At 72.1% G+C, this 12,254-nt stretch carries 10 protein-coding genes; 4 read left to right on the forward strand and 6 right to left on the reverse strand.

Translation table 11 applies throughout. From position 1 onward, the window contains the following. Positions 1 to 25: 25 nt before the first annotated feature. On the reverse strand, positions 26 to 1,789 hold the full coding sequence (locus tag QQX13_RS08945) for a chloride channel protein (protein ID WP_301153158.1): 1,764 nt from the start codon (positions 1,787 to 1,789) through the stop codon (positions 26 to 28). A gap of 70 nt (positions 1,790 to 1,859) precedes the next feature. On the opposite strand from QQX13_RS08945, the gene QQX13_RS08950 reads away from it, so the two are divergent. Then, complete coding sequence (locus QQX13_RS08950) at positions 1,860 to 2,321, forward strand: MarR family winged helix-turn-helix transcriptional regulator (RefSeq protein WP_301153159.1); 462 nt, start codon at positions 1,860 to 1,862, stop codon at positions 2,319 to 2,321. A 24-nt stretch (positions 2,322 to 2,345) separates the two neighbouring features. On the opposite strand, the gene QQX13_RS08955 is transcribed toward QQX13_RS08950, so the two are convergent. Next, positions 2,346 to 2,825 (reverse strand): tRNA (cytidine(34)-2'-O)-methyltransferase, encoded by a 480-nt coding sequence (locus tag QQX13_RS08955; RefSeq protein ID WP_301153280.1) that lies wholly within the window; start codon positions 2,823 to 2,825, stop codon positions 2,346 to 2,348. A 107-nt stretch (positions 2,826 to 2,932) separates the two neighbouring features. Between QQX13_RS08955 and QQX13_RS08960 the strand changes: the two genes are divergently transcribed. Continuing rightward, the gene (locus QQX13_RS08960; protein ID WP_301153282.1) at positions 2,933 to 4,777 is read left to right on the forward strand and encodes an ABC transporter ATP-binding protein; all 1,845 of its coding nucleotides are present in this window, start codon (positions 2,933 to 2,935) and stop codon (positions 4,775 to 4,777) included. A gap of 37 nt (positions 4,778 to 4,814) precedes the next feature. Further along, positions 4,815 to 6,494, forward strand: a complete 1,680-nt coding sequence (locus QQX13_RS08965) for an alpha-glucosidase (protein ID WP_301153161.1) — start codon at positions 4,815 to 4,817, stop codon at positions 6,492 to 6,494. Between the two features lie 24 nt (positions 6,495 to 6,518). Here QQX13_RS08965 and QQX13_RS08970 read toward each other — a convergent pair whose 3' ends face one another. Beyond that, on the reverse strand, positions 6,519 to 8,456 hold the full coding sequence (locus QQX13_RS08970) for a M13 family metallopeptidase (RefSeq protein WP_301153163.1): 1,938 nt from the start codon (positions 8,454 to 8,456) through the stop codon (positions 6,519 to 6,521). Between the two features lie 91 nt (positions 8,457 to 8,547). Here QQX13_RS08970 and QQX13_RS08975 point away from each other — a divergent pair, with 91 nt between their 5' ends. After that, on the forward strand, positions 8,548 to 9,000 hold the full coding sequence (locus QQX13_RS08975; protein ID WP_301153165.1) for a ribose-5-phosphate isomerase: 453 nt from the start codon (positions 8,548 to 8,550) through the stop codon (positions 8,998 to 9,000). Here the strand turns inward: QQX13_RS08975 and QQX13_RS08980 are convergent. The 3 genes from QQX13_RS08980 to QQX13_RS08990 form a co-directional block, all read right to left on the reverse strand. Further along, positions 8,997 to 10,256 carry a GNAT family N-acetyltransferase gene (locus tag QQX13_RS08980; protein WP_301153166.1) on the reverse strand — a complete coding sequence of 420 codons (1,260 nt, stop codon included), beginning with the start codon at positions 10,254 to 10,256 and terminating at the stop codon, positions 8,997 to 8,999. The genes QQX13_RS08975 and QQX13_RS08980 overlap by 4 nt on opposite strands. Before the next feature lie 103 nt (positions 10,257 to 10,359). Continuing rightward, positions 10,360 to 11,625, reverse strand: a complete 1,266-nt coding sequence (locus QQX13_RS08985; RefSeq protein ID WP_301153167.1) for a GNAT family N-acetyltransferase — start codon at positions 11,623 to 11,625, stop codon at positions 10,360 to 10,362. Positions 11,626 to 11,663: 38 nt separating this feature from the next. Beyond that, positions 11,664 to 12,167 carry a CoA-binding protein gene (locus tag QQX13_RS08990; protein WP_301122022.1) on the reverse strand — a complete coding sequence of 168 codons (504 nt, stop codon included), beginning with the start codon at positions 12,165 to 12,167 and terminating at the stop codon, positions 11,664 to 11,666. Positions 12,168 to 12,254: the final 87 nt, after the last annotated feature.

Consider the following 12,254-nt stretch of genomic DNA (forward strand, 5'->3'; position numbering starts at 1 on the left):
GTCGCGCGGGCCGATGCGCGGGCGGTCAGGTCGCGACCGTCGAGACCTTCCTCAGCACCGCCTCCTGATGCAGCCAGCCGACCAGCGCCCCGTCGGGACCGACCACCGCGACGCCGTTCTCGGCCTCCTCCGACAGCATCGCCTCGAGCACGTCCTCGACCGCCTGATCGGGTCGGAGCGGCTCGTGCCAGTCGAGCAGCCGCTCGACGGTGACGCTGGACACGTCGTCGTCGGAGGTCAGCGCGCCGGCGGCCGCGGGGGAGGACACGATCCCGGCGTAGGAGCCGTCCGCGTCCACGACCGGGAGCGAGTGGCGCCGGGCGGCGACCAGCGCCCCCACCGCGTCGGCCGTGCCGAGCGTCAGGGGCACCGAGGGCGGCGCGACCGCCATCAAGTCGCCGACCGTGAGCCCGTCGAGCGGCCGACCGCCGGCGCGCTGCGTGATGTCGACGCCGCGCCGGCGCAGCTTGAGCGTGTAGATCGTGTCGTGGCTGAGGGCGCTCGACGTGAGGGTCGCCACCGCCACCGCGAGCATCAGCGGGAGGATGATCGTGTACTCCCCGGTGAGCTCGAAGAGGATGATGACCGCGGTGATCGGCGCACGCGCGGCTCCGGCGAACACGGCGGCCATCCCCACGAGCGCGTACGCGCCGGGATGGATGTCGAGCCCGGGGAGGGCGAGCTGCGCCGCCTGGCCGAACGCCGCGCCCAGCATGGCGCCGAGGAACAGCGAGGGCGCGAACACGCCTCCCGACCCGCCGATGCCGATCGTGAGCGACGTCGCGACGATCTTGGCGACCAGCAGCAGCACCAGGAAGCCGATCGCGTAGGCGCCCATCACCGCGCCCTCGAGCACGGGGTAGCCGACGCCGTACATCTGCGGGAGCGCGAACAGCAGCACGCCCAGCAGCAGGCCGCCCGCCGCGGGTCGCGCCCACTCGGGGCCCCTCCACACGGCGTCGCACCAGTCCTCGACCTTGTAGAGCACGCGGGTGAACGCGACTCCGACCAGCGCCGCCAGCAGCCCCAGCACGACGTACAGGCCGTACTCGCCCAGGTGGCCCACGGAGAACTCGGGCAGGACCAGGAACGGCTCGTCGCCCAGGAACACGCGTCCGATCACCGAGGCGGTGACGGCCGAGATCACGATCGCCCCGAACGAGCGCGCGGCGATCGAGGCGAGCAGGAGCTCGAACGCGAAGAACACGCCCGCGATCGGGGCGTTGAAGGTGGCGGCGATGCCGCCGGCGGCGCCGCACGCGACGAGCATGCGGACCCCGTTCTCGTTGAGGCGCGCCCGCTGCGCGAGGCTCGAGCCGATGGCGGAGCCGATCTGGACGATCGGCCCCTCGCGCCCGACCGAGCCGCCCGACCCGATGGTGATGGCGGAGGCGAGCGCCTTGACGAAGGCGACCTTCGCGGGGATGCGGCCGCCGCGCCGGTGGATCGCGTACATGACCTCAGGGACGCCGTGGCCGCGGGCCTCAGGCGCGAAGTGCTGGACCAGCGGGCCGTGGAGCAGGCCGCCGACGGCGGGAGCCAGGATCACGAAGAACCCGCCGAGCCACGGGAGCCACGGATGCGACGGGTGGTCCGTGGTGGCGGCGTAGTCCGCGGTGCCGGTGAACAGCAGCGTCGCCCGCTCGATGAGCCACCGGAACGCGATGGCGCCGAATCCCGCGCAGGTGCCGACCACCAGCGAGAGGGCGATGAGGGTCGAGTTCTCGGAGCGCCGCGTCCAGGCGAGGACGCGCGACGTCAGCGAGGCCGTGGGGGCAGGGGAAGGCACGAGGAATCCTCAAGGTTGTATGTCCGCAACAGTTGGACGATACCAGAGCTGATGGACTAGCCTGGGTGAGGTGAATCCGCCTCTCAATGCCACCGACTCGACCGTCGTCGCCTCCCGGGCGCTGCTGGGGATGGTCGCCCGATCGCTGTCGACGGTGCTCGAGACGGTGACGGTTCCGCAGTTCCGCGTGCTGGTGGTGCTCGCGTCGACCGGCGCGCAGCGCATGGGGGACCTCGCGGAGCAGATCGGCGTCCACCCGTCCACGCTGACGCGCACGGTCGAGCGCCTGGAGACCGCCGGGCTGATCCTCCGCGCGCAGGTGCCCGGCAACCGCCGCGAGGTGAAGGTCGAGCTCACCCCCGAGGGCGCCACGCTCGTCGCGACGGTGACGGACGTGCGACGCGCCGAGATCGTCAAGGTCATCGACGGGCTGTCCGACGACGACCGCGATCAGGTCCGCCGCGGCATGGAGATCTTCGCGCGTGCGGCGGGCGAGCCGGAGCCGGCCGACCTGCTGGAGTTCGGGATCTGATCCGCCCGGGACCGCTGCCGCGGCTCACTCGGGGACGGACGTCTCCATGTCCGTGAAGCCCAGCTGCCGCGCCGCCTCGTAGATGGCGATCGAGGCGGAGTTGGCCAGATTGAGCGACCGCCGGCCCGCGAGCATGGGGATCCGGACGCGCGCGGTCACCCGCGGATGCGCGAGCACCTCCTCGGGCAGGCCGGTGGGCTCCGGGCCGAACAGCAGGACGTCGGAGGCCCGGTAGTCGATCTCGGTGTACACGGTCTGCGCGCGCGCCGTGAACGCGAAGACTCGCGAGTCCGGCAGCTCGGCGAGCATCGCCTCGAGGTTCGGGTGCACGGTGACCGTCGCGAGGTCGTGGTAGTCGAGGCCCGCGCGCCGCAGCTTGCTGTCCTCGAAGGTGAACGCGAGGGGCTCGATCAGCCGCAGCGGCGCCCCGGTCACGGCCGAGAGCCGGATCGCGTTGCCCGTGTTCTCGGGGATGCGGGGCTCGTAGAACGCGATCGAGGGCATGGCGACGGGCATGGCGACCAGTCTTCCACGGGCACGGCGGCGTCGGATGGCGGGCCTAGGCTCTCCCCATGAGCCATCCCGCGCCCTCGGGCTCCCGCCGCGCCGCGATGGGCGGCATGCCCGGCCGGGGGATCGCCGGACGGGACGAGGAGACGCAGCGCGCGCTCAACGCCGAGGCCCCGGACATCCCCGACCTCTGGCCCCGCGTGATCGCGCTGTTCCGGCCCTATCGCGGAGCGCTGCTCACGACCGCCGTGCTGGTCGTGGTGGCCGCCGGCGCCACCGTGGTGCCGCCGCTCCTCATCGAGCGGATCTTCGACAGCGCGCTCTTCCCGCCGGACGGGACGCCGCGGGTCGGCCTGCTCGCGGAGCTGGTCGCGCTCATGATCGCGATCTTCATCGCGGCGGCGGGCCTCCAGGTGTGGCAGACCTACCTGACCTCCTCGGTCGGGAACCGGGTGACCGGCGACCTGCGCGAGCGGCTGTTCCAGCGCTTGCAGTCGATGGAGCTGGCGTTCTTCACGCGCACCAAGACCGGCGTGATCCAGTCGCGGCTGCAGAACGACGTCGGGGGAGTCTCGGGCGTCCTCACCACGTTCGTCTCCAGCATCGTGGGCAACTCGGTCACCGTCGCGGCGAGCCTGGTCGCCATGGTCCTGCTCGACTGGCGCCTGACGGTGATCGCCGTGATCCTCATGCCCGCGCTGGTGGCGGTGCAGCGGCGGGTCGGCCGGGTGCGGGCGCGGATCGCCGCCCGGACCCAGGAGTCGCTGTCCGAGCTCACCGCGATCACCCAGGAGTCCCTCTCGGTCAGCGGCATCCTGCTCTCCAAGGTCTACAACCGGCAGCGGCTCGAGTCCCGCCGCTACGCCGCGGAGAACGCGAACCAGATCCGGCTCCAGGTCCAGCAGGCGATGACCGGCCAGTGGTTCTTCGGCCTGGTCACGGTGATCATGTCCTCGGTGCCGGCGGTGATCTACCTCGCCGCCGGCCTGCTGATCGCGAACGGCTCGACCGCGATCAGCGCGGGCACCATCGTGGCGTTCACGGCCGTGCAGTCGCGGCTGCTGTTCCCGCTGATGGCGCTCATGCGTGTCGCGCTGGAGGTCCAGACCTCCCGCGCGCTCTTCGCGCGCATCTTCGAGTACCTCGACCTGGAGCCCGCGATCAGGGATGCGGACGATGCGGTGGACGTGGAGGACGCGCTGGGGCCCCTGGGCGCGGTCGAGTTCCGCGACGTCACCTTCCGGTACCCCGGGGCGAGGGACGATGCGCGGCCCACCCTGGACGGCGTGAGCTTCCGGGTCGAGCCGGGCAGCACGCACGCCTTCGTGGGCCCGTCGGGCGCGGGCAAGACCACCATCACGTACCTGGCGGCGCGGCTCCATGAGGTGACCGGCGGCGCCGTGGTGTTCGCCGGCGAGGACGTCCGGCGCCTGCGGCACGAGTCGGTGGTGGACCACGTCGGGGTGGTCAGCCAGGAGACCTACCTGTTCCACGCGACCATCGCGGAGAACCTGCGCTACGCGCGGCCCGACGCGACGGACGTCGAGCTCGAGCAGGCGTGCCGCGACGCCAGCATCCACGACGCGATCATGACGTTCGAGCACGGATACGACACGGTGGTCGGCGAGCGGGGCTACCGGCTCTCGGGCGGCGAGAAGCAGCGCATCGCGATCGCGCGCGTGCTGCTAAAGGACCCGCCGGTGCTGCTGCTCGACGAGGCGACCAGCGCCCTGGACACCGTCTCCGAGCGGGTCGTCCAGTCGGCGCTCGACCGCGCGGCGCGCGGCCGGACCACCCTGGTGGTCGCGCATCGTCTCTCGACGGTGGCCGACGCGGACGTCATCCACGTGGTCGACGCGGGACGGATCGTCGAGTCCGGCACCCACGCCGAGCTGCTCGCGGCGGGCGGGCTCTACGCCGCGCTCGCCGCCCAGCAGCGCGATTAGGGTGGAGGGCGGACCCGACCCGACGAGGAGGCGCGACGTGGCGAACGACTGGTGGAAGTCCGCGGTGGTGTACCAGATCTACCCGCGCAGCTTCCAGGACTCGAACGGCGACGGCGTGGGCGACCTTCAGGGCATCCGCTCCCGGCTCGACCACCTCGAGTGGCTGGGCGTCGACGTGCTCTGGCTGTCGCCCATCTACGCCTCCCCGCACGCCGACAACGGCTACGACATCTCGGACTACGAGGCGATCGACCCCGCGTTCGGCACGCTCGAGGACTTCGACGAGCTGCTCGCGGACGTGCACGCCCGCGGCATGAAGCTCGTGATGGACCTGGTGGTGAACCACACCTCGGACGAGCACCCCTGGTTCGTCGAGGCCCGCTCCTCCGTCGACAGCCCCAAGCGCGACTGGTACTGGTGGCGGCCTCCGCGCGAGGGTTTCGCGGCGGGGCAATCTGGCGCCGAGCCCACCAACTGGCGGGCGTTCTTCTCGGGCTCGACGTGGGAGCTCGACCCGGCGTCGGGGGAGTACTACCTGCACCTCTTCCACGTGAAGCAGCCGGACCTCAACTGGGAGAACCCCGAGGTGCGCTCCGCCGTCTACGCGATGATGAACCGCTGGCTCGACCGGGGCGTCGACGGCTTCCGCATGGACGTCATCAACCTCATCTCGAAGGTGCTGCCCCTGGGGGACGGCGAGCCGCTGCCCGGGGGGCTCGGCAACGGCTTCCCGCTGTACGCCAACGGCCCCCGGGTCCACGAGTTCCTCCAGGAGATGCACCGCGAGGTGTTCGCCGGGCGGGACGCGGAGCTGCTGACCGTGGGCGAGACCCCCGGCGTCACCACCGACCACGCGGTGATGTTCACGGATCCGGACCGCGCCGAGGTCGACATGGTGTTCCAGTTCGACCACGTCGACGTCGACCACGGCCCGCTGGGCAAGTTCGACACCCAGCCGCTGGACCTGGTCCGGCTCAAGGCGATCCTGGACCGGTGGCAGGTGGCGCTCGCGGAGCGCGGCTGGAACTCGCTCTACTGGAACAACCACGACCAGCCGCGGGTGGTGTCCCGCTTCGGCGACGATCGCGACCACTGGGCGGCCTCGGCCAAGGCGCTGGGCGCCGTGCTGCACCTTCAGCGCGGCACGCCGTACGTCTACCAGGGCGAGGAGATCGGCATGACCAACGCCGGCTTCACCTCGATCGACCAGTACCAGGACATCGAGGTCCACGGCGCCTGGGACGAGCTGCGCGCGATCGGCGTGCCCGACGAGCGGATCCTCGCCGGCATGGCTCACGTGAGCCGCGACAATGCGCGCACCCCGGTGCAGTGGGACGCGAGCGAGCACGCCGGCTTCACGACCGGCACCCCGTGGCTGCCCGCGACCCCGAACCACACGTGGCTCAACGCCGCCGCGCAGCGGGAGGACCCCGACTCGGTCGCGGCGTTCTACCGACGGCTCATCGCGCTTCGCCACGAGCTCCCGGTGATCGCGCACGGGACGTTCGAGATGCTGCTGCCCGAGGACCCGCAGGTGTTCGCCTACCGGCGCGAGCTCGACGGCGCCGTGCTCACCGTGGTGGCGAACCTCTCGGGCGACGGCGTCGCGGTCGACGTCGAGGACCCCGCCGCCGAGGTGCTGGTCGCCAACCTCCCCGACCCGGTCATCGGAGCCGACCTGCGGCCCTGGGAGGTGCGCGCCACGCTCACGGCCTGACGCGCATCCTCCCGCCGTCCGACGTCACCAGATGGAGACGCGTGCCTCCGGGTCGAGCCACAGCTCGTCGCCCTCCGACACCTCGAACGCCGCGTACCAGGGGTCGAGGTTGCGGACGATCCCGTTGACGCGGAACTCGCTCGGCGAGTGCGGGTCGGTGCTGAGCCGCGTCACCAACGCCTCGTCCCGGACCTTCATGCGCTCCGTCAGGGCGTAGCCGATGAAGAACCGCTGCAGCGCGGTCAGCCCGTCGAGCTCGGGGGCCTCCTCGATGGGGTGGCCGAGCGCGATCTCGTAGGCCTTGAGCGCGATCTCGACGCCCGCCAGGTCGCCGATGTTCTCGCCGACGGTCAGGGCGCCGTTGACCCTGTGCTCGTCGGACAGCTGGCGCGGCGAGTAGCCGTTGTACTGCTCGATCAGCATGGTCGCGCGCGTCATGAACGCCTCGCGGTCCGCCTCGGTCCACCAGTCCTCGAGCGCGCCCGTGCCCGAGTACTTCGATCCCTGGTCGTCGAAGCCGTGGCCGATCTCGTGCCCGATCACGGAGCCGATGCCGCCGTAGTTGACCGCGTCGTCGGCCTCGGGGTGGAAGAACGGCGGCTGCAGGATCGCGGCGGGGAACACGATCTCGTTGGCGACGGGCAGGTAGTAGGCGTTGACCGTCTGCGGGGTCATCAGCCACTCGGAGCGGTCGACCGGCTTGCCGATCTTCGCCCACTCCCAGTCCTCCTCGAACGCGCACGCGGCGCGCAGGTTGCCCACCAGGTCGTCCGGGGTGACCTCGAGCGCGGAGTAGTCGCGCCACTTGTCGGGGTAGCCGATCTTCGGGGTGAACTGACGGAGCTTCTCGAGCGCCTTCTCCTTGGTGGCCTCGGTCATCCAGTCGAGCTCCAGGATCGAGCGCCGGTAGGCCTCGATCAGGTTGCCGACCAGGACGTCCATCTGCTCCTTGTAGGCGGGCGGGAAGTGCCGCTGGACGTACTCCTGGCCCACCAGCTCGCCCGCGACCCCCTCGACGAATCCCACGCCGCGCTTCCACCGCTCGCGCTGCTCGGTGGCGCCCGACAGCACCGTCCCGTAGAAGTCGAAGTTCGCCTTCGCGATCTCCTGGGTGAGGTAGGCGGCGCGGGAGTTCACCACGCGCCAGCGGAGGTAGGCCTTCCAGGTCTCGAGGTCGGTCTCCGCCCACACGGTCGCGACGGCGGTGAAGTACGTCGGCTCGCCCGCGACCAGCAGATCGTGGGCGGTCGCCGGCATCCGGATCGCGTCCGCCCACGTCGCCCACGGGAAGCCTGGGGCATCCCCGGCCAGGCCCGTCAGCGTGGTGGGGTTGTGCGTGAGCTCGGCCTCGCGGGTCTTCACCACGTCCCAGTGCTCCTTGGCCACCGCGGTCTCGAGCGCCATCACGGTTGCCGAGTCGAACGCGAGCCCGGTGAGCTCGGCCATCCGGTCCAGGTGCGCGGCGTACTTCTCACGCGTCGCGGCGTGCGCGTCCTCGCGGTAGTACGCCTCGTCCGGCAGGCCCAGGCCCGACTGGCTGAGGTAGACCACGTTGCGATCGGGGTCGAGGCGGTCGGCGAAGACGTAGTAGCCGACGATGCCGGTGACGCCTGAGCGCTGGAGCGCGCCCATGGCGCGGGCCAGCTCCTCGTGGCTGGTCGCGGCCTCGATCGGCTCGAGGTCCGGCAGCAGGGGGGCGATGCCGAGGGAGTCGACCCGCTCGACGTCCATGAAGCTGGCGTACAGCGCGCCGATCACGGACTCCGCGGGCGCCTCCTCGATGATGGTCCGGGTGTGCGCCTCGGCCTCGTCGCGCAGCGTGTAGAACGAGCCGTCGGCGGCGCGATCCGACGGGATCGGGTGCGTGTCCTCCCATGGCCCGGAGACGTAGCGGAAGAAGTCGTCCTGCGCGCGGTCGGTGGGCGAGAACTCGGACTGGTCGATGCCGGAGTGAAGCGTCATGCGTCTCACCCTAGGCGGCGGGCTCGGCCCGAGGGGCGAGGTTTCGCTCACGGCGAGCCGAGCACGGCGGCGACGCTGGCAGAATGGGTCCATGCGCATCCACATCGCCGCGGATCACGCCGGCTTCGAGCTCAAGCAGCACCTGATCGCCCACCTCGCCGAGGCGGGCCACGACGTGGTCGACCACGGCGCGTACGAGTACGACGCGCTCGACGACTACCCGCCCATGTGCATCGCGGCCGCGGAGGCCGTGGCGGCGAGCGACGGCGCCGACCTGGGCATCGTGATCGGCGGCTCGGGCAACGGCGAGCAGCTCGCGGCCAACCGCGTCACCGGCATCCGGGCCGCGCTGATCTGGTCGGTGGAGACCGCGAGGCTCGCGCGCCAGCACAACGACGCCCAGGTGGGCTCGATCGGTGCCCGCATGCACTCGCTCGAGGAGGCGACGGCCATCGCCGACGCGTTCCTCGCCGAGCCCTTCTCGGGCGACGAGCGCCACCAGCGCCGGATCGACCTCATGAAGGACTTCGAGGCGACGCGCTAGAAGTCCCAGTTCGCGAGCGGCGCCACCGGCGACAGCATCGCCACGGCGAGCTCGCGCGCCCGGCCGGCGGTGTGCTCGCGCACCAGCCCGGCCGCGGCCAGCGACTCCATCGACGTCCCGCCCAGGTAGCACTGGGAGAGGTGGCGCACGTCCATGGTGAGGTCCGGCGCATCGTCCGTCCGCGTCACGGTCGCCTCGCCGCCCGCGACGGCGATCCGCCACGCGCCCGCGTTGGCGGGGACGTGCTTGTCGGTGAGCTGGACCACCACGTCGCAGTCGCGCATGTACTCGCGCGCGGCGAGGGCCGTCGGGACGTCCAGGAGGCGCACCCACAGGTTGTCGATGACCTTGGATCGCACGCCGCGCGGGTCCTTGAGCTGGTGCAGCAGGGGGTCGTCGGTCGCGAGGTTCTCGGTCATGGTGGTCTCGACCAGGTCGAAGTCGGTGAGCGTCTGCCACAGGCGCTGCGCCGCGGCGGGGGTGAGGGAGCCGTGCTCGCGGACCTGGCAGACCCCGTCGTGGATGCCGACGGAGGACCGCGCGTGACGCCGGAAGAACGCGTACGCGACGGGCTCGCCGCGGTCCTCGACGATCGCGATCCGCCACTTCTCCATCCCGCGGCGGTTGCCCACGGGGTCGGTGAAGCGCGCGTTGCGGCCGGAGCCGACGGCGTTGAGCACGGTCCCGGGCCGGCTCAGCCGCGCCTGCAGACCCGCAACCAACGCGTCGTGCCGCTCGAAGGACGCGCGCTCGAGCCGGACCGTCAGCTCGTCGGCGCCGTCGACATCCCACATCTTCGCGCCGCGCGGGATCTCGGCCTTCACGGTCTGCGAGCCCATCCCGTAGCCGAAGCGCGCGTAGATGGGCGCCTCCATCGCGTACAGGACGCTGACGGACTCGCCACGGGCGAGGGACCGCTCGAAGTGGTCGTGGATCATGGTGGTCATGAGCCCGCGGCGGCGATGGCCGGGGTGCACGCCCAGCCACGACAGCCCCGCGGTGGGGACGCGCCGCCCGCCCGGCACGACCATCTCGGTGCCGAAGCTGGCGTGCACGCCCGCGAGGGTCCCGGGGGTGCCGCGGTGCTCGTCGGTCACCTCGACCGCGCGGGCGCGCTCGACGGGCAGCGCGTCGACATAGTCCTGGCGGTCCTCGCGTAGCCACTCGCCCACGAAGGCCCACTGGACCACGTCGAAGAACTCGTCGAGGCGCTCCTCGGGAACGGACACGGATCGGTAGCCTGCTGACTTCTTCATCCCTCCACCGTGGCAGGCTTCCGGCGCCGTGGCCAATCCTGTGCGACTGGTCACGTGGGGGAATACGCCCTGGCAGGGTGGACGATGCGGGGTTGCGGGCCGCTCAGAAGTGCAGGTTGCACACGGGTGCGACGGCGGCACCGAACGCCGCCGACGCGAGCTCCAGCGCCGCCGCGTCGCGCGCGATCACGCGGCCCGCCGACGCGAGAGCCGCGAGCGAGGTGCCGCCCAGGTAGGCGGCGCCGAGGTCGGCGATGCCGAGCCTGACGTCGGGCGCGGCCTCGGGCGCGGCGGCCACGCGCGCGTCGCCGCCGTCGACGGTCAGGTGCCAGCGCCCGGTGTTGTCCGGCACCAGCGGGTCGTCGACCTCGAGCACCGTGTCGACGTCGGCGGCGTAGGTGCGCGCCTCCAGCGCGGCGGGCAGGTCGACCAGCCGCAGCCAGAGGTTGTCGAAGACCCTGGCCCGCGCGGAGCGCGGATCCTCGAGCAGGTGGAGCAGGGGGTCGTCGAGCGCGAGGGGATCGGCCGTCACGGTGCCCATGAGGTCGATGTCGAGCAGCACGGACCAGAGCCGGTGCGCGGCGGCAGCGTCGAGGGCGGCGAGCTCCTGGGTGGTGACCACGCCGTCGGGGAGGGCGTCGTCACCCCACGCGCTGCGGCGGCGCAGCATCGCGAACGCCCGCGGGTCGCCGTCGGGCGTGGTCACGGTGAGCATGCGGAGCGGCTCGCTCTGGTGGCGCACGGAGGGGTCCGCGAAGCGCGCCGCGAGCGCCTCCGGGTCCGCCAGCGTCATGCTGCCGGGCCGGGTCAGGCGAGCCTGGACCGACGAGATCACCGGACCGTGCCGAGCCGGGTCGACCGGCTCGATCGCCACCAGGAGGTCCTCCGAGCCGGGCACGGGGCGCAGCCCGGCGCCGCGGGGCACCCGCACCGTCGCCTGCCAGCTCGCCAGCCCGTAGCCGAACCGCTGGTAGATGGAGGTCTCCGCGGCGTAGAGGGCGCTCGCGACCTCGCCCCGCCGGCGCGCGTCCTCGAGGTGCGCCGCCATCATGGCGGTCAGCAGCCCGCGCCGCCGGTGGCCCGTGTGGACGCCGACCCCGGTGAGCCCGGCGACGGGGACCTCGGCGCCTCCGGGCACCCGCATGCCGAAGCGGAACGTCGCCGCCACCCCGGCGAGGGTGCCGACGGTGCCGCGCGACGCATCGTCGATCTCGACGCCGAGCATCCGCGAGGCCGGCGTCATGGTCTCCCAGTGCGGCAGGTCCTCGTCCTTGAGCTCGTCGGCGAACGCCCACGAGGCGACGCGCAGCACCTCGCCCACGCGGGACGGTGCGACGTCGATCAGGCGGTACCCGGGTGCGAGGCTCATGGCGGCCATCGTCCCACCCGGGGCGATGACGCGCGCCCTCACTCCCCGCGCAGCTCGCGGATCCGGCCCTCGAGCCGGCGGTACTCGACCTTGAGGCAGCGGTTCTGGATGGCGTCGATGCCGGCGGCGTCCGCGATCTCCATCGCCTCGTCCGACCGGATCCCCAGCTGGAGGAACAGCGTCTTCACGTCCGCGTCGACCGCCTCGCGGGCGATCGCCGGCGTGTGCTCGGCCCGGCGGAACACGTCGACCATGTCGACCCGGACCGGCAGGTCCGCGAGCGAGGCGTAGAAGCCGTGGCCGCGGATCTCCTCGGCGCCCGCGGCCGGGTTGACCATGTAGAGCTCGTACGGCGTGTGCTCCATCAGCCAGATCGCCACCTGGTAGCTCGTGCGCGACGGGTTGGGGGAGGCGCCGACGATCGCGACGCGGCGGGTCGCCGCGAGGATCCGGGCGAGGTGCTCGTCGTCGGGCGCGTCGGTGTGGTGCGGCGCCGGGCAGGCGTCGCCGGCGGGGAACGCGTCGAGGCGGAACTGGTCCATGGCATCGGAACATAACAGCGCGCCGTGGGATTCCGAAGGGACCGCGGTCCTGCCGTGCGACGGCGTGGCCGGGCCCGCCCGCGCATC

The organism is Demequina lignilytica (assembly GCF_030418375.1).
Lineage (GTDB): Bacteria > Actinomycetota > Actinomycetes > Actinomycetales > Demequinaceae > Demequina > Demequina lignilytica.